The sequence below is a fragment of the Yersinia vastinensis genome, assembly GCF_902726565.1.
Lineage (GTDB): Bacteria > Pseudomonadota > Gammaproteobacteria > Enterobacterales > Enterobacteriaceae > Yersinia > Yersinia vastinensis.
Window position 1 is genome coordinate 346,656 of the sequence record NZ_CACVAF010000001.1, and the last position, 20,941, is coordinate 367,596.

The following is a 20,941-nucleotide window of genomic DNA, read 5'->3' on the forward strand; positions in this document are numbered from 1 at the left end:
ATCCAATAGCCGCTTTTAACCATTAAATCGGTAATAACCGAAAATAGATAACAGGGAATACCATGAATTTTATTAAAACTGCATTTAGCGGGGCGCAAGCTGCTCAGGCGCACCTAAGTGCCACGGCAATGAATGTTGCCAACATGAAGACTGCAGGTTATTCACGTCAACGGGCAGAACAAAGTGCTATTGGTGCTCATGGTGTGGGGCCTAATGCCGGAAGCGGTGTCCGTGTCGACAGTATTAAGCGCCTGTCAGATCAATATCTGGTCAAACAAGAGTGGCGGGCTAATAGCCAGAATGCTTATTTCAATGGTAAGCAACGTTATTTGGATAAGTTGGAATCTGCGGTATCGACGGAAAGTACCAGTCTTTCTAAAGGATTGAATGAATTCTATGCAGCTTTAAATGGTGCAACATTAATTCCTGATTCTTTGCCCCAGAGACAGAATATTATCAATACTGCGGATGCTCTTGCTCTACGCATTAATAATACAAACAGAATTATCGCCGATCAGAAACAGGCTATCGCAAATCAACGGGCAAGTTGTGTGGAGCAAATTAATGTTTTGACCCATTCGATTGCTGATTACAATCAGAAAATAGTGCAATTAGAGTCAACGGGGGTCAATACCAATGCATTATTGGATAAACGTGATCAACAAATAAAAGAATTAAGCACTTTAATGGATATCCGCTCAATACAAGCGACGGATGGGAGCTTCAATATTTCTTTGAAGAATGGGCAACCGCTGGTCAATGGTTCTGTTGCTGCATCCGTCGTCGCGAATCCAAACACGAGTGTTGCAACACTGAATCTTAGCTTCTCTGGCAACCAATCTCCGATAGATATGTCATGCGGTGGCCAGTTAGGGGGCTTATATGATTATGAAACCGGTATATTGAGCAGTGTTCAGGAAACAATAAGTGATGTTGCTGAAGAACTGGCAAAAGAATTTAACGATCAGCTCGCGAGAGGTACAGATTTAGAGGGGAATGCCGGGGCTGCACTGTTTACATTTAATACCAGCAATCCCAGTAGTATGCTGCAAGTTAATGCCATCGGATTAAAACAATTGGCACTGGCGGGTAATGGCAAGGGGCCAGGCGATAATGCTAATTTGCATACACTTATTGCGATTAAAGATAAACAAATTACATTCAATGGCGGCCATCGTTCGAGCTTGAGTGATGCTTGTGTTGGGTTATTTAGTGATATTGGTGTGGCAAGTGGTCGGAATAAAACTGAGTTAAAAGCAGCAAACGATGTATTAACTCAAGCAACTCGTGAACGTGAGAGTGTTAGCGGTGTTGAGAAAGATGAAGAAGCAATGAACTTGATGGAATATCAACGTGCTTATCAATCGAATATTAAAGTTGTCTCTACCGGTGACCAACTATTCCGTGATCTATTAGCCCTGTTTTAACATTAAATAAGGATATAACAATGAGAATCACCACTTCAATGATGGCGGCCACCATGCATCAATCGGTTAGCAATAGCAACTCCGAGCGAGAGAAGCTAATGAAACAGATAGATAGCCGGCTTCGGGTTATGGTGCCGTCTGATGATCCTATTGCCAGTACATGGATGGGGCAATTAGAACAAGAACAATCAGCAATTAATCAATATAAACAAAATATCTCACGATTAAATAATAGTTTGACCAAGCAGGAAAAGAATGTCACTGCATTAAAAAGCGAACTGGATGATATTAAAGATGAATTACTGGCAGCAGTAAATGACAGCCGTGGCACTTTAGATATGGCCAGCTACGGCAATTCGATTGAAGCTCGCTTAGAAACGATTGTGACATTCTTAAATTCTAAAAGTGGTGAGGGGCGTTATCTTTTTTCGGGTACTGCGACGGATACTCAGCCTATTAGATATGATGCGGCTACCCAAGAGTATCATTACGATGGTAATAATGATTATCGCGAGACAATTACGGCCAATGGGATAAGTGTTCGTGAAAATATACATGTGCAGGACGCCTTTGGTCTGCAAGGCTCGGGTGGCACGAACACGCTAACTAAATTAAAAAAGTTATGCGATGAAATGAAAACTAACCCAGATAAAACCAGTTATTCCTCTGAGTTAAATGATATGTTGGCTTTGATTGATGATGCAACCCATTATATGGCTGCCACAGAAACTGAATTGGGTAGCCGCCAAAATCGGATTAATTTACTTTCAGATACCCATGAAAGAAATGAAGAGGCCAATAACGATATTGCGCGCAATTTGGTGGGATTAGATGAAGTTGAAACTCAGACAATGATGTTTGAAATGCAGGCTCACCAAAATGCCTTGATAAGTACTTTTAAAATGTACAATCAAGTCAATAATCTTTCTCTTTTTAACTTAATATAAGCTGAATAAATGTCATGCAGGTAGGATTTAACGCCACTCACGGGCTGCGTGGAAACAAGGCATCCAGTCATCCGCTGGCCGTTCATCAGCACCAGCCTGTTAATGGTCAGAAGCAAAGCAAGGTAATATCGAATTTTCCGGACTCGCCATTTATCTCTAGCCAGCCATTACGCTATAACGTGCAACTTAATCAGCAACTGACCGCTGTACAGCAAGCGGATCGGTATTTACATGAAACTGAACGTAAAATTGCTCAATTGCATCATGCTGTACAGCAAGGGAAAGTCAGTACTGAAGTGCAGCAATTAGCGGAGAAAACGGTCGACTGGTTACAACGTCGCAGATTAGCTTCAGCAAATACGGTTGATCGGCAATTAAATATTGCACTGGGGCAGGCGGTAAAAGTTAATTTCAACTGGCAGGATGCCAAGCAAGTATTGCAATCCCCACAAGAGGAAACGCTCCTTTTTTCTTTACAAGGTACTGAAAATAAAGTTGTTGCCATTCGCTTCCCTGCGCAGGGAAATGCCCGTCAGAATCTGTTGGTGCTGAACAAAGGGTTAGGGCGCTTAGGAATTCATGGTGAATTGATGCCCAATGGCCAAGTCCGGTTCAGTATTGACGAACAACGTTGGCAAGACGTTAACCAGCTTCGCGTACGCGGCGAGGGTTATCGCTTTAATTCTGGTGATACTCAGCCTGTAACATTGACCGCTGAAACGGCATTAGTTGATGATATTCGCCATATGACTGAGCAGCCAACAGAGGCTAAAAAACACTTGGGCAGTTTGCAGCAAGCACTAACGCAAATGACCGGTCAAATGCGAGAGCTTAATGAACATAAACAAAAAGTGCACAGAAGTATTGAAAGTATGAGCAGCTTCCCGTCATCAGATTCAGTGCAGTTATTGGCGGAATCATTGGCTGATAAATTGGCTCAAGGAAAAACGCACTATAACTTACTGTTACAGGCACTGAATGGGCAAGGAAATATACATAACTTAACCGTCAGAAATTTGCTGGGTAATTAACTTTTATCTTAGTGCCATTCATTGCCATAAATTAAATCAAAGGGGGGCTATTTCCCCTTTGATTTTTCGCCAAGAACAATCCCACTTTGACCAAATAATAATGGTTGCCCATCAATGACCATGGGGGTCATGTACACAGTGTTATGGACCAAATAATCCAAAAAGCCATCAATCATACGACCAGAGGTTGGGTTATTGAAAAATATCGGGCTGTAATTAAAACTGAGCTGACCATTTGGCGCGTTGTGTACTGTAAACTTCCCCTTAAAAATAAAGCGATTATCGTTAGGGTTAGTAATTGTGCTGATCACACCACCTTGCGTTGTTGTGATTCTGGCGTCATAAATCTCTTTTTGTTGTGACAACAAATCATAGAAACCCATCTGTAATTGGGCTTGTAGGGGTTGTTGTGGGCTAACTTCAGAAGAGACTCTGACCGCTGCTAATGAAAGGAAAAGTGCCAATATTGTCAGCATCATTCCGTTTTTAACATTGAGCCATTTCATTCACTTTTCTCTCCATCTCTCGATAAATTAAATTATTGAGTAATTGTTCACTCTGCCGCCAATGATAAATTGTCATGCCAAGTTGCTTATTCTCACATTGACTCTCGACTGAAAAATTAAAATCCAGGCGTCTTAATGACACAAAATAGTAAACAGAAATATGCATGTTTTTTGATTTAACTTGCTTATTTATCATATAGAAAGTGTCTTTCAAACGCTGATTCAGTTTTTCCTTATCCTGTAGTGATAACTGTGAGTCGACCAGTTGGAAAATACGGATGTTGCTGTACATTCCCAAGTCTTGCTCAACGGCTTGGTAGTGGGGGGTAGCAGGTTTCTGATAAAGAATGTAGCTACCACCGGCACCGATGACGATAACCAACAATACCAATAAAATTATGCTCAAACGGCTGAATGTCGGACGTTTTCTGACCGTTTGAGGGGGTGTTTTTTGTATGGGAAATGCAGGCGAGACTTCAGTAAGATCCGTCTTTTCTGATTCCACTGGCGGTGATGACTTTTCATCTGAGGCGTGTATTGAGTCGTTATCTTGGTCCTTGGCTGACAGGGGGGGCGCTAGACTGTCAGTAGAGTGACCTTCTTGAAACGTGTTATTTTTTTCGTCAGATTGATCTTCACTGTTTTCTTCAATAATTTCGCAAAATTCCGGATCCAGTAAATAACCCATTTTGGGAATTGTCTGAATAATACGTTGTTGTTTGTTCTCATCCCCGAGTGCTATGCGCAGGGTATGAATAGCATTTGGTAAACTGTTATTGCCAATAACACGGCGATGCCACACTAGGTTTGTTATCTCGTCACGAGATAATATTTCACCGACATGTTCCAGTAACACAGTGATCAATTTTAATTGATATTCACCAAGACGCTTTGTCTCACCTGTCTTTCGGTGGGTAATAAATCCAGAAATCAGGTCGATGACATAGTCGTTAACGACATAGGTTTTTTTTATCATTTTCATGTACAGGTAGCTGTAAGTTACGATAGCACCATTGCTATCCAGGCATTAAGCTGGCGAATATCCAAGAAAATATACGATGCCACCCTGCTGCTTTAAACGGTAAAAAGAAATTAAGAATTTAGACTCGTTACGAAAGTTTTCAGGATAATCGGTTACCGAATAAGATAAATTCTTAATCTTTCTATGATGAATTGATTTTAAGCTAAACTTTCGTATCCTCAATATTATTGTTCAAACAGCATAAAATAATCAACTAATTCATTGAGCTATTTTTATTGGTATGATTTTTATGGTTTTTAATTAGGGTATGAAGTAACAATTATCTTATTGTTATGGGGACACATTGAAGACCCCAAGAGTATGGTTATTCTGATAAAGCGAATAATTAATCAAAAAAATCGAATATTAATTTTATCCATAGGAATTGGGCATTTATACGGTTTTAAATAAGGCCGTTTCTATATCCTGTATCACAAGGTGATTAATAATTTTTTAGCGCCATTTAATTTTATCTCATCATGGGCCGCTTTTACTCAGTACGACGGGCGCTAATGGTTAGCCCCGAACTGAGGAGAATCTTCCCATGGCAATGTCCATCTTTACCAATGCTTCCAGCATGTCAGCTATCAACTCACTGAACCGCGCCAATGCATCACAAACCATCGCAGCAATGCGTATGACCAGCGGCAAGCGCATTAACTCGGCCTCTGATGATGCCGCAGGTATGCAGATTGCTTCCCGTCTGAATAGTCAGGTACGTGGCATGAATGTGGCGATGCGTAACATTTCAGACACCAAATCTATGCTGAAAACAGCGGAAGGGGCATTTGTTGAGTCAGACAACATCCTGAACCGTATGAAAGATTTGGCTACGCAGGCAGCCAATGACACCAACGCCAAAGGCGACCGTGATGCGCTGCAAAAAGAGTTCACACAGTTGGGTCAGGAGCTGAAAAGCATTCTGGACAATACCAGCTACAGCGGTGAAAAACTGTTTGCCACCGGTGGCAAATTGACGGGCAAGCTGAATTTCCAGACGGGCGCACAGAAAGGTGAAGGTCTGACGCTGGATGTGTCGAAGCAAATTGGTGGCCTGATTGACAGTGTGACCAAAGAAGTGAAAGCCGACGCAGCAGGTACTGCACTGGAAAAAGCTTTAGACGCAGCGCAAAAAGACGTAACCACAAAAACCACGGAAGAAACAGCGAAAAAGACCGCTTATGATAACGCGGTAGCTGCCGCTGCCGCCCCTGGTGCAGCACCTACTACTGCTGCTGCTGTTACCAGCGCTAAAACTGATTGGGATTCGGCCATTGCCGCAACCAAAACAGCGAATGAAGCGCTGGACGCTGTTTTTGAGCGTGATGATTATGAAGCCGGTGTGGCCAATATGACTATTCGTAGCGCTAAAACGGCAATGAATTCGGTGACATTGCTAGAAAACGCGGTGGCGACTTACGGTGAAATGCGCTCCACACTGGGGGCTAGCATCAACCGTCTGGATTCCAGTGCCGCTAACCTGTCGAACATGAAAGACAATACCGAACTGGCAATGAGTAGCATTATGGATACCGACTTTGCGGTAGAAATGACTAACTCTTCCCGTAACCAAATGCTGATGCAGACCAGCTCAATGATGCTCAAGCAGTCTAACGGCATGGTAAACATGATTGGCAATCTGTTGGGCTAATTCAAGTGTTCGCGGGAAGGACCGCTGATTAAAACCAGATACCGCTTTCGGGCGGTATTTTTTCCCCTATTGTTTTATTCCGCCCCTTTCCACGGAGAAGAGTTATTTCCCCTAGATAAAACATTCATTAAATATCAGTGGCTTAAAATTGGCATGGTAATTGCTATTTTAAATGGCTGAATAACGCAGATTATACCGGGAGTAATAGCATGCTTGATTTTGATCCCAGCCAGATGGCGCAAAGTGCAGCAAATAGTTTGTTCGGGGTGCGTGTAAATCGATTAAAAGGCCAACAGACACAATTTAAGAAAGAGCAAGATGCGTTAAACAAAATACAAAGTGGCCTAAATGATTTTCGTACCGCCCTGAGTGGTATGAATAAAAAAGATGAAGGGGTCTTAAAGATTAAAACGACCTCCAGTGATGACGACATTGTCACTGTGACGGCGAATCACAAAGCAGTGAAAGGCAGCTACACCCTTTTTGTTAAACAGTTGGCAAGTTCTCATCAGTTGGCATTGGAAGATCTGAAGGACAGCGATGTGACGAGTGCTACGGGTACTTTTACGCTGGAGATTGCGGGTAAAACTTTAAGCATTGATACCCGCTCATTGAACAGTGTTACCGAGCTGGCTGAGGCGATTAATAAAAATAAAGATAACAAAGACAGTGATAACAAAGAGCTAGTGACGGCTTCACTTATCCGCAATGGCGGCAAGGTTGTACTGACCTTAAGCAGCAATAACAGTGGCGCTGCCAATGAAATCACATTGCCGGGTATGGGAACGACGGTTTTTGCTGGGGTACAGCAGAAGACGCTGTCGGCCGCTGCCGATGCCGAGGTTTGGTTAGGGGAAGAGAATCACGGCATTAAAATTAACCACGCGAGCAATGTGCTGGATTCCGTGGTGGAAGGCGTCACCATCAACCTGACGAAAGTGCAGAAAACGGGCGATGTGCCATTGCATATCGGTGTTGAGATGGATACTTCCGCAACACAAGAGCAAGTTAAGAAATTTGTTGATGCATTTAATAGTGTTAAGAAACTGGTGATGCCAACACGGGATAAACCGGATGAGAGTAAAGATAAAGAGGCTTCACCAACCTATAGCAGTCACTCGAATAATGGCATTAGTGCCTTAAACAGTGTTCTTAATAGCCTGGTTCGTCAGCGTATTGATGGCAAAAGTATTCTCGATTTTGGGATTAAAACCAACCGTGATGGTGGGTTGGAGATCGACAGCAAAAAGTTTGAACAGGCCATAAAAGATGCTCCTAAAGCCTTAGTAACTTTGCTCAATGACGACACGGGATTATTGAAAAAACTGGATAACGCTATCGAGCCTTATGTCAATAAAAACAACGGATTGCTTAAAGGACGAACGGAGTCGATTGAACGTAAGAGTGCTAGCACTCGCAAGCAGCTTGATATGTTGGAAGAACAATATAACAGAGCACTTGAGCGCTACCTGTTGCAGTTTAGCAAGATAAAAGATGCTTCAGCACAGATGGCATTGAACATGCAGGCTTGGGGTTTTAACCGATGATTGGGCAGGAATAGATAATGTATATCAATCAGGAGCGCAGCTCTTATCAGGGGGCTGATATTGCCATCCAGGCGGCGGCTGCGACACCACATCAATTAGTGCTGATGCTGTTTGATGGCCTGCAAGACGAGTTGGTTCGGGCCAAAAGCCATATTGTTGCTAAACGCTATGAACACAAGGCGCAGAGCATCAATAAGTGCATTGATATTTTAAATGCACTGACCAGCTCACTGAACTTTGAACGTGGTGGCGAATTAGTTGTTAATCTCGGCAAAATTTATGACTTCTGTGTTTATCGGCTGTACGACGCCAGTAATCAGTTATCCGTTGATTTAGTCACTGAAGTAGAACAAATATTGGCCACCTTACGCAGTGGCTGGGAAGCCATAAAGGATACTGAATGAATGGTTTAGTATTAATTGAGCAATTGCAGTCAGATTTGCTTGATGTGGTACAACAGGATAATTGGGATCATATGCCACTGATAAACAAACGGATTGACCAGCTCGTCACCATTTTGCGACAGCGGGATCCCATGTCGCAGGTTGTTGAGCAGGCAATGCAGCAATTGCAAAGCCGCTATCAGTGGGTTTATCAGCAGTCTTTGCTGTATCAGACACATTTAAAAAGCAGTATGGCGCAATTACGGCAAGCTCAACCCGGCATTACCGCCTACGCGGCGATGGCCATCACGGCATACCAAAATATGTCTACGGAAGAGGGCCTGCGGTGATGACATTAAGTGGCTTTACTCAGGTGAGTAGCCCGCTGACATCTGAGCTGGGGGCGGAAAACACACCGATCGCCGGTAATGCACAAGAAGCAGGGGCTAACAATTTGGCGGCATTTGATGAGGCGCTTTCACAAGCGTGGAAGCCGCATCAACCCATTTCGTTAAGACCTTCCGTGGTGATGGATTTGATAGCGCAGGTGGAGGGGGAGGGAAGTGGAGAGAATGCGGCTCCCGCGGCACAAATGAATGAGCAGAATCAGCAATTGCTTGATGTGTTACTTCAGACTCCAGTGCAAAACAAACCAGTGTCAGGCTTATCGCCAGTTGAGACTTTCTCGCACAGCAGTGTCGAGCCAATCCAGTTGAAAGAGTCATTCCCATTGATGAGTTTTTTGGCCTCGATGGGGCCACGGCTGGATATCACACCACCGGTGGTTGCTGCTAGCGAGAGTGCTTCAGTGGGGCGCATGCTGCCAGAGGGTGTGAGTCCTTTAATGCCGTCAATCATCAATATTGTCACTCACGGACATGTCGCGAACAGTCAGTATGATGCCGCCACTCCGCGCATGGAAAACCCGTTAACACTGGCAAAAAATCAACCGGAATGGTCGCAGCAATTGCGGACTGTGTTGGGCGAGCGCCTGCAATTGCAGGTCGAAAATAAAGTACAGCATGCCACTATCCGCCTTGATCCCCCTGAGATGGGCAAAATTGATATCTCAGTGCATATGGAAGGAGGAAAACTACAAGTTCATATCAATGCGAGTCAGGGGGATGTCTATCGGGCATTGCAGCACAGTAGTGGTGAATTGCGACAGACATTAATCGGGCAAAACAGTGCTGCTGTCGATGTACAGATATCGGCAAATAGTCAGCAACAGCAACGACAACCGCAGCATCAGAAACCACATGACGATATTTTGGCTGCCCGTCATATTGAGACGCAAGTGGATATGAGTGCCGACGACGGTACACTCCTCATCACCGTATAAAGGACTATAAATGAATAGCAAGAAAAAAACATTTTCAATGAAAGTGTGGGTACTCCTATTGTTAATTATATTGGCCGCGGTCGCAGCCAATTATCATGATGCTATTTTGGCAAAGTTTAAGAGTACACCCGCTGCCATCAATCAGTCATTTGTGCGAGGAAATAAAGCGGTTCAGTTTGTTGAAATTAAGAACATTATTATTACGCTAAAAGACAATAAATCCGAACGCTACTTACAGCTTGAATTGGGTCTTGCAACGGGTGATGATAATGATGTTAAAAAAGTGATTGCAATGGTTCCAGCTATTCAATCCGCTACCGTAAATTTACTTTCTAATATGGATTATCAGGTTGTACGAAATACCTCTATTGTCGATTTACGTCGCCAATTAATGGGCGAATATAAAAAGGATTTTGAAAAATTAAATGCGCCAATGCCATTTGATGATGTGGTGATTAGCCGAATGGTCTTCCAGTAATCGCTATGTCAATAATGGAAATTAACGATAATTTAGCACTGACGCCTGTCGATGAGAGGAAATATCTGGAAGCGTATTTGCCGCTGGTAAAACGTATTGTCAGGCAACTTTCATTTCAGGCAGACAGTGTTATCGGCAAGGAGGATATGCAGCAAGTTGCACTGATGGGGTTATTAGAGGCATTGCGCCGCTATGGTCATCCTGACGGGCAATTTGCTGCCTATGCTGTTCATCGAATTCGTGGTGCGGTACTTGATCAATTGCGCGAGCATGACTGGCGTCCGCGCAGGTTAAGGCAAAAAACGCATAAAACCAATGAGGCAATTCGTAAAGTGGCGCGGCAATTGGGCCATGAACCCAGTTTTGAGGAAATTACCGCAGAGCTACAACTGACGATGGAGGAGTATCAAGAATATTTATTGCTAGAGAGTGCCGGAGCAATGGAAAGTCTGGATGATATTCTCTCATTGGAAACCCCCACCGATGCTTTACAAAGCAGGCAGTTGGAAGAGAGCATTATTATTGAAGACAATCTTCATCAGGCTATTGCTTCACTTGAAGAGCGAGAGCAAATGATTCTGCATCTTTATTACCAAAAAGAATTGAGTATGAAAGAAATTGCCCAAGTTTTAGATCTCACGGAAGCCAGAATCTGTCAACTTAATAAGAAATTAGTGCAAAAAATTAAATCATTTTTTTAAAATGTCGAGGGTGTTATGCAGAAGTTATTTGGCCTGCTGGTCATTATGGTATGTGTGATTGGCGGCTATATTATGTCAGGCGGAATATTATCTTCCTTCTGGCAGCCCGGGGAAATAATTATTATTTTAGGTTCTGGTGTCGGGGCCATGATATTGGCAAATCCTGGTTATGTATTAAAAGAAATGTGGCACCAGATTCTAGCGGTGACACGTAAAAGTGAATATACCGCTGAATTCCAGCAGCAATTATTAATGCTGTTATATGAATTATTAGAGATGGTTGATGAAGGTGGATTAAAACGCTTGGATGAGCATATTGAAATTCCGGCGAATAGCCCGTTATTTCAACGCTATCCTCTGATTTTACAAGACCAGCATCTGGTGACATTTATCTCAGATAATTTCCGTTTAATGGCGATGGGGAAAATCAATCAGCATGAGCTGGAAGGGATACTGGAGCAGGAGTTATCCGCAGTCGAAGAAGAGCTTCTGGTTCCCTCTCGCTCTTTTCATCGCACTGCTGAAGCCATGCCCGGTTTTGGTATTTGTGCCGCTGTCTTGGGCATTATTATCACCATGCAATCTATTGACGGTTCGATAGCGCTTATCGGTGTTAAAGTTGCCGCCGCTTTGATCGGGACTTTCCTCGGGGTCTTTATCTGCTATTGCCTGATGGATCCGTTGGCGAACGCCATGGAACAAGCCATGAAGAAGAAACTGACGTTCTTTGAATGTGTGCGCATGGTGCTGGTTAATCATGTGGCAGGTAAACCTTCGCTGCTGGCGGTCGATGCCGGCCGCAAAATGCTGCCGTTGGACAGTAAACCCACGTTTGCCACATTGGACTCCTGGATTAACAAGTTGATGATGGTAGGCGCGTAATGAGAAGTCATGCCAGAGGCGGACAAACTACCATCATCAAACGGGCCGCCAGAAAAAAACATGAAGGGGGGCATTCCGGCGCATGGAAAGTGGCTTTTGCCGATTTTACGCTCGCGATGATGGCGCTGTTCATGGTGTTGTGGATTGTGGGGGTGGTCCCAGAATATGAGCGACAAGAAATTGTCGCGCAACTGAATGGCAAGACCATTTTCTCACAGCAATCCTTTATTTCCATTCCCTCTCAAAGCCGGAGCGGCGGAGGGAAATTCTCTGACAGTATTGATGGTTTGGAACAAGCGAAAGAAACGAAAAGCAACTTGGCGGTGGAAGTGCCGGAACCGGAATTGTCTTTGGAAGAGGTGGTGGATAAGTCCCGTCAGGAGATGGAAGAGTTATCACGCATAATCATGCAAATAACGTCCGCTTATGACGCACAATCTAATCTACAAATGGAAGTGGTTCCTCAAGGGCTGCGTATTCTGATTCAAGATGATAAACAGCGAGATATGTTCCAGCGCAGTAGCGCGGTATTGACACCTTTTTTCAGTCGTTTACTGGCTGAGTTAGCTCCGGCGTTTAATGAAATGGACAATAAAATCATTATTACCGGGCACACCGATGCTTCCCGCTATCGTGACCAAGTACGTTACAACAACTGGAACTTATCGGGGGAAAGGGCGTTGATGGCGCATAAGGCGCTAGTCAAAGGGGGGCTAGGCAATGAGCGAGTATTGCAAATTAATGCGATGGCAGATCAGATGTTATTGGATTCCACTGACCCATTAGCGGCAAAAAATCGTCGAATTGAGATTATGGTGTTAACCAAAACAGCTTCTGACACCCTTTATCAATTCTTCGGTAATCACGGAGAGAATGTAGTGAAATCGGCAGCGAAGAAAGCCGAGTAATTACATTTATATTTTTCACCGCCCAACCTTCCCTCGAATACCCCGGGCTGGGCGGTGTTTTTTATTGATGACAACCACATATCCGCATCACGAATATGTGGCTGCCAAAATTAGCGTGGAGTGATGGTGACAGTATTGCCATGAGTGGCGATAGTGACGCGCTGACCAGCATGGAACTGTGTCACCCCTTGAGCCTGAACCACTAGGAAGGTGGTGCCATTATCCCGACGTACTTCCAGTTCAACACCGCTATTGCGGTTCATCATGCTCTGAACTTGTTGACCCACAACACCACCGGCTACGGCCCCAGCTGCAGTACCAAGACGACGTCCAGTCCCGCCACCGAGAGTATTACCCAAGAAACCCCCGACTACCGCACCGCCAATTGCGCCTGCAACATTATTTCCGTCGCCACCCTGTATTGTCACCGGGCGCACAGAAACCAGAGTACCGTAAGTTACCGCTTGGGCTTGACCCGCCTGAGAGCTGCTGAAAGTATCGCCCGAAAGGGTATTGTTATTGACGCAACCACTGAGTGTGGCGACGGCGATAGTAGCAATAATGAATGGTTTTATCATAGAGACCCTTCCTACTTGAAGTTGCAGCGTAAACGATGCCTAGCGCATAACCGGTTGAATATTGACCGGTGAATTTATAATAGCATGACTTATTTACCAATAAATTGATTCATATACAAAATATATAAATAGCGGTGATAAGGGCGGTTGCCATGTTGTGCGCCGGATGGAGCAGCGCAGCGTAAGTCAGGGAGGCGTAGCTTTGTACTGATTGTGCCAATGACCACCAAGAAGTACCTCCTATTTAGCACGGTTTAAAGTTCAATCCGCGATCAAATATACCTATAACGAGTTATGTCTGTGTTTGGTATTATCCAGCGACGTCCTACACCGATCCGTTTTGTAACAATAAGATTTATCATTAAAAAATAGCAAAATAGTACGTTGAAATCCTCAAAGCTAATCAAATTGCTAAGAATCCGAGTGCTTTTCTGATTTAACAATTCATATTTTGGATAGGGAATTAATTAATAATTAATCACGTCATGTGATTTATATTCTCCACTTTTTTCTGTTTTGTTTTTTATAAAATGACAAAAAATGAGGGATATTGTTAACAGAGTTTAGAAAAAATTGGGGTTAAGTTAAATGTTAAAAGAATCAGTTTTGGTTAATCATCAGCACAATGAGAACGGATTCTTGCCGATTTTCTGCGCAGCATTTTGCGACTCATGGAGAAGAACGCTAAAAGTGCATTCTGACAAGGTGGCAGTAGTGTCTGTGAGGATTTTTAGAACGCAATATTTCAACGTTTTCAAGGTGAAAATATCTATTTTCTATTAATTAGATTAACTTCATTGAGTCAAGTTGTACATTTCATCTCTAGGTCTGATAGAATTTTCATTTTCAGTTAAATAACTAAAGTCAGTAATTTATAATTAAAGTCATTTCATTAATTAGCTATACTCAGTTAATGATATTCAATTCCATCTAACACCTCACCTGACAGATTTTCTATTCTCAGGCAAATGAAATATTTTGCTGAAACGGTTTTAGTTCACAGATATTCCCCTCGCCTTAACTCAATCAATTATCCATTGACAAAGATCAACTTATTTAAATTTCTAAGGTTACAAAATATTAACACAAAACCATGTTTAATCTAAGGGTATACTCGTCATCTTTCAAATCACAGGTGTGCTTGCTGTTTTCCTGAAATTTGAAATTTAGTGGGTATAAGTAGAATAATAAAAATAGGGGAAAAAACATGCTTTCCCAGCATGGCGTTAACCGTCGTGATTTTATGAAGCTTTGTGCAGCGTTAGCTGCCACCATGGGTCTCAGCAGCAAGGCCGCTGCTGAAATCGCCGCTACAGTGAGTTCACCTCAGCGCCCTCCGGTTATCTGGATTGGTGCGCAGGAGTGTACCGGTTGTACCGAAGCACTGTTACGTTCAACTCATCCAACCATTGAGAATTTGCTGCTAAGTGTTATCTCGATGGAGTATCACGAGGTGCTTTCGGCTGCCTTTGGTGACCAGGCCGAAGAGAATAAACACCACGCGATTGAAAAATACAAAGGGCAATATGTCCTTGTGGTGGATGGCTCTATCCCACTGAAAGACGGTGGGATTTATTGCATGGTCGCTGGAAAACCTATTGTCGAGCATATCCGTGAAGCTGCGGAACATGCGGCAGCGATTATTGCCATTGGCTCGTGTTCTGCTTGGGGCGGTGTACCTGCCACGGGGGGGAACCCGACAGGCGCAGTCAGCTTGCAAGAGGTGTTGCCGGGCAAAACCGTTATTAATATTCCCGGTTGTCCGCCAAATCCCCACAACTTTCTGGCGACAGTCGCCCATATCATCACTTTCCAACGACCACCGGCATTGGATACCAAGAACCGTCCAACTTTTGCGTATGGCCGCTTGATCCATGAAAACTGCGAACGGCGTCCACATTTTGATGCTGGTCGTTTTGCCCGCCAGTTTGGTGATGAAGGTCATCGGCAGGGCTGGTGTCTTTACCATCTTGGCTGTAAAGGGCCGGAAACCTACGGCAACTGCCCGACACTGGAGTTTTGCGATATCGGTGGCGGTATCTGGCCGGTTGGGATTGGGCATCCTTGCTACGGCTGTAATGAAGAGGGGATCGGTTTCACCAAAGGCATCGCACAGTTGTCCAGTGTGGAACTCCCGACACCACGTGCCGAGTTACCGCGGATCAATAACACCGAAGGCGGCAAGGTCTCGACGACGGCGACGGCATTGTTGGGTGGCGTTGTGGGATTGGTCGCCGGTGTCAGCCTGATGACGGTACGTGAACTGGGGCGGCAACAGAAACAGCGCCGTAAAGATGACGATCACTCATCGCGGGAGGAGTAGCCGTGAATCGACGTCACTTTTTCAAATTAGCCTCTGGCGGTGTGTTGTTGGCGGGATTGTCGCCCAGCACCAAGGCTGAGGTACAGAACCGGCCACCGATTCCCGGTGCGTTGGGGATGTTATACGACTCGACATTATGTGTTGGCTGCCAAGCATGCGTAAGCAAATGTCAGCAGGTCAATCATAGCGAAATATACGCCAGCGGTGACGCCCTTTGGTCAGAGAACGACAAACTTAGCCCCTTTACCAACAATATTATTCAAGTCTGGACCAGTGGCGCGGGAATTAATAAAGACCAATTGGAAGATGGCTACGCCTATATCAAAAAGCAATGTATGCATTGCGTTGATCCCAATTGTGTCTCTGTCTGTCCGGTTAGTGCCCTGCGTAAAGATGCCAAAACCGGCATCGTTCACTATGACCCTGATGTCTGTACCGGTTGCCGTTATTGCATGGTCGGTTGTCCGTTCAATGTGCCGAAATATGATTACGACAATCCCTTCGGCATGATTCATAAATGCGAATTGTGTAACCAAAAAGGGGTCGAGCGTCTGGATAACGGCGGCTTACCCGGCTGTGTTGAAGTGTGTCCGACCGGGGCGGTGATATTCGGTACTCGTGAAGAGCTGCTGTCAGAGGCCCAACGGCGACTGACATTGACGCCGGGTGAAAACTACCGTTTCCCACGCCAGACGTTGAGTGCCAATGACACCTATGAACATCCGGTCGCTCACTATGAGAAGCATATTTATGGTGAGAAAGAGGGCGGCGGTACGCAGGTTCTGGTGTTGACGGGGATACCGGCGGAGAAACTCGATTTGCCGCCACTGGCGGAACTGGCAACCGGCGCTCGCTCTGAGCACGTCCAGCACACTCTGTATAAAGGCATGATTTTGCCGCTGGCGGTATTGGCGGGTGTCACCGCGTTGGTGCACCGCAATACACGCGATGAGCGCAAAAACAATCATCATGAAGTCGATGATGATCATCATGACAAGCCGCAGACGCAGGATAAAAAGGAAGGTCGCGATGACGATGCATAAATCTAGCCCACTGGGTGGGCGGCTGGTCAGTTGGCCCGTCATGCTGTTAGCGCCTTTTGTGGTGCTATGTGCACTGTTGATTGTCAAACGTTTAGTGCTGGGGCTAGGGTCAGTCAGTGACTTGAATGGCGGTTTCCCATGGGGGATCTGGATTGCCTTTGACTTACTGGTCGGCACCGGTTTAGCGTGTGGTGGCTGGGCATTGGCTTGGGCCGTTTATGTATTTAACCGTGGCGAATATCACCCGCTGGTACGCCCGGCACTGCTTGCCAGTTTGTTTGGTTACGCACTCGGTGGTTTGTCGATAACCATTGATGTGGGCCGCTACTGGAATCTGCCTTACTTCTTTATCCCCGGTCACTTCAACGTGAACTCGGTGCTGTTTGAAACTGCGGTCTGTATGACGATTTACATCGGCGTCATGGCCGTGGAGTTTGCTCCGGCGCTGTTTGAACGGCTTGGCTGGAAAGTGTCACTCAAGCGGCTCAACAAAATCATGTTTTTTGTCATTGCCCTCGGTGCGCTATTACCAACTATGCACCAATCTTCAATGGGGTCATTGATGATTGCTGCCGGTGCCAAGATTCATCCACTATGGCAAAGCTATGAAATGTTGCCGTTGTTCTCTCTACTTACGGCGGTCATTCTTGGCTTCTCCATTGTTATCTTTGAAGGTTCATTGGTTCAGGCCGGATTGCGGGGGCGAGGGGCAAATGAAGCACCGTTGTTCACGCGGCTAACGACCATTATTGATGTCTTCCTACTGCTGTTTATTGTGCTACGCCTCGGTGAGATTATTGTGCGCGATAAGACCGATTATCTGTGGCACTTTGACCGCTATGCCATCGCCTTCTGGGCTGAAATCGTACTGATGGCCTTGCCATTACTGATCTTCCGCATTCCTAAAGCCAGACAAGACAGCCGCTTACTGTTTATCGGTGCGCTGTGCATGATTGGCGGTGGGGCACTTTGGCGGCTTAATTACTCGCTATTGGCCTTTAACCCCGGCGGCGGCTACAACTATTTCCCAACCACCAGTGAAATCCTGATCTCCATTGGCTTCGTTGCCATAGAGGTCTGTGCCTACATTTTATTGATTCGACTGTTGCCGGTGCTTCCTGCTCACGGGCAGTTACATAAGAATAATCAGACAGAGGTAAAGCATGAGCCAACGCATCACCATTGATCCCGTAACCCGAATTGAGGGACACCTGCGGATCGACTGCGAAATTGAGGACGGTAAGGTCATTAAAGCCTGGTCCTCCGGCACCATGTGGCGCGGCATGGAAGAAATCTTACAAGGCAATGATCCGCGTGATGCCTGGATGATTGTGCAGCGCATTTGTGGCGTGTGTACCACCATCCATGCCATTGCCTCGGTGCGAGCGGTAGAGAATGCATTGGGAATGGAAGTACCGGTTAACGCCCAACACATCCGTAACCTGATTCTGGCTGCGCACAGTATCCATGACCATATTGTTCATTTCTATCAGTTGTCAGCACTGGACTGGGTGGATGTGACCTCGGCGCTGCAAGCGTCTCCGCGAAAAGCGGCAGAAATGCTAAGAGGGTTGTCCAGTTGGCCGCTTAACAGTGAGCAAGAGTTCACCCGCGTACAGCAGAAAATCAAGGATTTGGTTGCCAGTGGGCAGCTCGGTATTTTCGCTAACGGTTATTGGGGTCATCCGGCAATGGCTCTGCCGCCGGAAGTCAATTTGATCGCCGTGGCGCATTACCTGCAAGCACTGGAATGCCAGCGTGACGCTAACCGCATCGTGGCAGTTCTGGGGGGGAAAACGCCACACATCCAGAATCTGGCGGTCGGTGGGGTGGCTAACCCGATCAATCTGGATATGCCGAGCGTGCTGAATCTGGAACGTTTGATGTTGGTGAAATCCTTTATCGATCGTTTGGGCAGCTTTATTGAGCAAGTTTACAAAGTGGATACCGCGGTGATCGCCGCTCATTACCCGGGCTGGCTCAATTTAGGCAAAGGGGCTGATTACTACCTGAGCGTGCCGGAGCTACCGGTTGATCGCAAAGGAGAAACCTTCCTGTTACCGGGGGGGTATTTGGAGAACGGCACCTTCCGTCCTATTGCCAATCATAACGATCCTTACTTGATCGGCGGCATTGCCGAAAGTGGCAAACATGCTTGGTATAAAGATGACGAACCGCTGGCACCGTGGGAGGGTAAAACCAACCCGAACTACACGGGTTGGCAGGAAGATGGCAAATATTCTTGGGTTAAAGCGCCAACATTCTATGGCAAAACTGTTGAAGTTGGGCCACTGGCTTGGCTGATGTGCGGTATGGCAGCAGGGCATGAGCCAACCAAGCAGCACTTTAACGACATTGGCGCGGCATACCAAACATTGAGTGGGCAGAGCATCACGCCTGAACAATTGCCTTCAACATTAGGTCGTATTATTGGCCGTGCGGTGCACTGCTGCGTGTTGCATGAAACGCTGGCCCAGCAATGGACTGCGCTGGTGACCAACATCGGTACTGGTGATGTCGAGACCTTTATTAAACCTGATATTCCGCTGACCGGTGAAATCCGTGGTGTGGGCTTTGAAGAAGCGCCGCGCGGCATGCTGTCGCACTGGGTGGTTATCAAAGATGGCAAGATTGCCAATTATCAGGCGGTGGTGCCCTCGACCTGGAATGCCGGGCCACGCAATTATAATGGTGAACCGGGGCCTTACGAACAAGCGCTGGTGGGGACACCCGTTGCTGATCCTGCCAAACCGCTGGAGGTGGTGCGGACCATTCACTCATTCGACCCTTGTATGTCTTGTGCTGTACATATTGTTGATACAACGGGCAACGAAGTGACCAAAGTCAAGGTGCTGTGATGGGGATTTTGGTATTAGGTATAGGTAACTTATTACTCAGTGATGAAGCTGTCGGTGTACGGATTGTCGAAGCGCTGGAGCAGCGCTTTCACATCCCGCCCGGGGTTGAGGTGCTTGATGGTGGCACTGCCGGTTTGGAGTTGATGGAAGCCATGGCGAATCGCGCGCATTTGATTATTGCCGATGCGGTGATAACCGGCCAGCCACCGGGAACGGTGGCCGTGCTGCGGGATAAAGAAATCCCAGCCATGTTTAGCCGCAAAGTGTCACCGCATCAGTTGGGGCTATGCGACGTGTTAATGGCATTGCAACTGACTGACGAATTCCCGGACAAACTCACCCTTGTGGGGGTGGTGCCCGAGTCTCTGGAACCGAAGATTGGCCTGACCCCTACGGTCTCACGGGCCATTGAACCGGCACTGGAACAGATTATTGCGGCATTGCACGTCAGCGGCATTACGCTTAAAGCACGGGAAGAAAGCCATGTCTGATGTCGTTGTGGGCCATCCAGCAAATCCTGCGCCATTATTGGAACAGGTGTTTAGTCAAATAGCCGCTGATGAAATGTGTCACTTACCTTTTTACCGTGACCACATTCCATTACGGGCCTGTGGATTTCAGTTATTTGAACAGCAATGGATTGGCGCGTTATTGACTCCATGGATGTTGAGTTTGGTGGTCTTACCGGGGCCGCAGCAACGTTGGGATCGCCGTATTGTGGGTGAGCGCCTGATGTTGGCACTGCCTTGTGGCAACATTGGTTTTACCGTCAGTGAGGTTGCCGGTTGTGGCCAATATCTAAGCCGCTCGCTGATGTCACCACTGGAAACGTCACTTGGTGCAGAACAAGCAGTGCAACTGGCTGAACAGAGTGCGCGGATGGCATTGTCACTGCCAGTAGTTGATGCTGATGCACCTGCAAATCCACGGCGACGAGCGCTGTTTAACAAAGTCAGTCAGATGAAAAATCAGCATGCATGAAATCAGCTTATGCCTCAGCACGCTGGAGCTTATTGAAAAACAGGCGCAGTCACACGGTGCTAAACGGATAACGGCAGTATGGCTGGAAATTGGCGCACTCTCTTGTATTGAAGAGAGTGCTTTGCGTTTTAGTTTTGACAGCGCCAGCCGCCAGACATTGGCCGCGGGTTGCCAATTACATTTGAGTTATTTACCGGCCAAAGCCTGGTGTTGGGAGTGTAGCGCCAGTGTTGCTATTGAACGGCATGATGCCGGGTGCCCGCATTGTGGCAGCCATGCTCTGCAAGTCGAGAGCGGCAGCAATTTGCAGGTAAAACAGATAGAAGTGGAATAA

At 46.0% G+C, this 20,941-nt stretch carries 22 protein-coding genes; 19 read left to right on the forward strand and 3 right to left on the reverse strand.

Annotated features, from left to right (window positions below):
- The first annotated feature begins 62 nt into the window (after window positions 1–62).
- The 3 genes from flgK to HUZ92_RS01545 are packed head-to-tail and all read left to right on the forward strand — an operon-like array spanning window position 63 to window position 3,405.
- A complete protein-coding gene (gene flgK / locus HUZ92_RS01535) occupies window positions 63–1,427 on the forward strand; it encodes a flagellar hook-associated protein FlgK (protein WP_050097852.1) in 1,365 nt (454 codons plus the stop codon).
- Between the two features lie 38 nt (window positions 1,428–1,465).
- Window positions 1,466–2,374: a flagellin N-terminal helical domain-containing protein gene (locus tag HUZ92_RS01540; RefSeq protein WP_174846770.1), complete on the forward strand. Its 909-nt coding sequence runs from the start codon at window positions 1,466–1,468 to the stop codon at window positions 2,372–2,374.
- A 14-nt stretch (window positions 2,375–2,388) separates the two neighbouring features.
- Entirely contained in the window at window positions 2,389–3,405 is a 1,017-nt protein-coding gene (locus HUZ92_RS01545) for a hypothetical protein (RefSeq protein WP_050097854.1), read from the forward strand.
- Between the two features lie 47 nt (window positions 3,406–3,452).
- Here the strand turns inward: HUZ92_RS01545 and HUZ92_RS01550 are convergent, their stop codons facing one another.
- Both HUZ92_RS01550 and HUZ92_RS01555 read right to left on the reverse strand, forming a co-directional pair.
- Entirely contained in the window at window positions 3,453–3,911 is a 459-nt protein-coding gene (locus HUZ92_RS01550) for a hypothetical protein (RefSeq protein ID WP_050097855.1), read from the reverse strand.
- Window positions 3,892–4,887 carry a winged helix-turn-helix domain-containing protein gene (locus HUZ92_RS01555; protein ID WP_174846779.1) on the reverse strand — a complete coding sequence of 332 codons (996 nt, stop codon included), beginning with the start codon at window positions 4,885–4,887 and terminating at the stop codon, window positions 3,892–3,894. The genes HUZ92_RS01550 and HUZ92_RS01555 overlap by 20 nt, the downstream gene beginning before the upstream one ends.
- A gap of 589 nt (window positions 4,888–5,476) precedes the next feature.
- Here HUZ92_RS01555 and HUZ92_RS01560 point away from each other — a divergent pair.
- The 9 genes from HUZ92_RS01560 (at window position 5,477) to lafU (ending at window position 12,824) form a co-directional block, all read left to right on the forward strand.
- Window positions 5,477–6,583 (forward strand): flagellin N-terminal helical domain-containing protein, encoded by a 1,107-nt coding sequence (locus tag HUZ92_RS01560; protein WP_174846771.1) that lies wholly within the window; start codon window positions 5,477–5,479, stop codon window positions 6,581–6,583.
- 209 nt (window positions 6,584–6,792) lie between these two features.
- Window positions 6,793–8,130 (forward strand): flagellar filament capping protein FliD, encoded by a 1,338-nt coding sequence (gene fliD, locus HUZ92_RS01565; protein ID WP_145579842.1) that lies wholly within the window; start codon window positions 6,793–6,795, stop codon window positions 8,128–8,130.
- Window positions 8,131–8,147: 17 nt separating this feature from the next.
- On the forward strand, window positions 8,148–8,534 hold the full coding sequence (gene fliS / locus HUZ92_RS01570; protein WP_050097858.1) for a flagellar export chaperone FliS: 387 nt from the start codon (window positions 8,148–8,150) through the stop codon (window positions 8,532–8,534).
- Window positions 8,531–8,863 (forward strand): hypothetical protein, encoded by a 333-nt coding sequence (locus tag HUZ92_RS01575; protein WP_050097859.1) that lies wholly within the window; start codon window positions 8,531–8,533, stop codon window positions 8,861–8,863. The genes fliS and HUZ92_RS01575 overlap by 4 nt, the downstream gene beginning before the upstream one ends.
- Window positions 8,860–9,855, forward strand: coding sequence for a flagellar hook-length control protein FliK (locus HUZ92_RS01580; RefSeq protein WP_145579843.1), 996 nt, complete (start codon window positions 8,860–8,862; stop codon window positions 9,853–9,855). Before HUZ92_RS01575 ends, HUZ92_RS01580 begins: the two co-directional genes overlap by 4 nt.
- Window positions 9,856–9,865: 10 nt before the next feature.
- Complete coding sequence (locus HUZ92_RS01585) at window positions 9,866–10,333, forward strand: flagellar basal body-associated FliL family protein (protein ID WP_050097861.1); 468 nt, start codon at window positions 9,866–9,868, stop codon at window positions 10,331–10,333.
- Between the two features lie 14 nt (window positions 10,334–10,347).
- Complete coding sequence (locus tag HUZ92_RS01590; protein ID WP_080990645.1) at window positions 10,348–11,034, forward strand: FliA/WhiG family RNA polymerase sigma factor; 687 nt, start codon at window positions 10,348–10,350, stop codon at window positions 11,032–11,034.
- Between the two features lie 15 nt (window positions 11,035–11,049).
- The gene (gene motA, locus HUZ92_RS01595) at window positions 11,050–11,916 is read left to right on the forward strand and encodes a flagellar motor stator protein MotA (protein WP_050097863.1); all 867 of its coding nucleotides are present in this window, start codon (window positions 11,050–11,052) and stop codon (window positions 11,914–11,916) included.
- A complete protein-coding gene (lafU, locus tag HUZ92_RS01600) occupies window positions 11,916–12,824 on the forward strand; it encodes a putative lateral flagellar export/assembly protein LafU (protein WP_050097864.1) in 909 nt (302 codons plus the stop codon). The genes motA and lafU overlap by 1 nt, the downstream gene beginning before the upstream one ends.
- Before the next feature lie 110 nt (window positions 12,825–12,934).
- On the opposite strand, the gene HUZ92_RS01605 is transcribed toward lafU, so the two are convergent.
- Window positions 12,935–13,402, reverse strand: a complete 468-nt coding sequence (locus HUZ92_RS01605; RefSeq protein WP_050140153.1) for an outer membrane lipoprotein — start codon at window positions 13,400–13,402, stop codon at window positions 12,935–12,937.
- Window positions 13,403–14,609: 1,207 nt separating this feature from the next.
- On the opposite strand from HUZ92_RS01605, the gene hybO reads away from it, so the two are divergent.
- The 7 genes from hybO to hypA are packed head-to-tail and all read left to right on the forward strand — an operon-like array spanning window position 14,610 to window position 20,941.
- Window positions 14,610–15,725, forward strand: a complete 1,116-nt coding sequence (gene hybO, locus HUZ92_RS01610) for a hydrogenase 2 small subunit (protein ID WP_050097866.1) — start codon at window positions 14,610–14,612, stop codon at window positions 15,723–15,725.
- A gap of 2 nt (window positions 15,726–15,727) precedes the next feature.
- Window positions 15,728–16,768, forward strand: a complete 1,041-nt coding sequence (gene hybA / locus HUZ92_RS01615; RefSeq protein WP_050140152.1) for a hydrogenase 2 operon protein HybA — start codon at window positions 15,728–15,730, stop codon at window positions 16,766–16,768.
- The gene (gene hybB / locus HUZ92_RS01620) at window positions 16,755–17,954 is read left to right on the forward strand and encodes a Ni/Fe-hydrogenase cytochrome b subunit (protein WP_050097868.1); all 1,200 of its coding nucleotides are present in this window, start codon (window positions 16,755–16,757) and stop codon (window positions 17,952–17,954) included. The genes hybA and hybB overlap by 14 nt, the downstream gene beginning before the upstream one ends.
- On the forward strand, window positions 17,932–19,626 hold the full coding sequence (gene hybC / locus HUZ92_RS01625; RefSeq protein ID WP_050097869.1) for a hydrogenase 2 large subunit: 1,695 nt from the start codon (window positions 17,932–17,934) through the stop codon (window positions 19,624–19,626). Before hybB ends, hybC begins: the two co-directional genes overlap by 23 nt.
- Window positions 19,626–20,117 carry a HyaD/HybD family hydrogenase maturation endopeptidase gene (locus HUZ92_RS01630; RefSeq protein WP_050097870.1) on the forward strand — a complete coding sequence of 164 codons (492 nt, stop codon included), beginning with the start codon at window positions 19,626–19,628 and terminating at the stop codon, window positions 20,115–20,117. The genes hybC and HUZ92_RS01630 overlap by 1 nt, the downstream gene beginning before the upstream one ends.
- A complete protein-coding gene (gene hybE / locus HUZ92_RS01635) occupies window positions 20,110–20,607 on the forward strand; it encodes a hydrogenase-2 assembly chaperone (protein ID WP_050097871.1) in 498 nt (165 codons plus the stop codon). Before HUZ92_RS01630 ends, hybE begins: the two co-directional genes overlap by 8 nt.
- Window positions 20,600–20,941, forward strand: a complete 342-nt coding sequence (gene hypA / locus HUZ92_RS01640) for a hydrogenase maturation nickel metallochaperone HypA (RefSeq protein WP_050097872.1) — start codon at window positions 20,600–20,602, stop codon at window positions 20,939–20,941. The genes hybE and hypA overlap by 8 nt, the downstream gene beginning before the upstream one ends.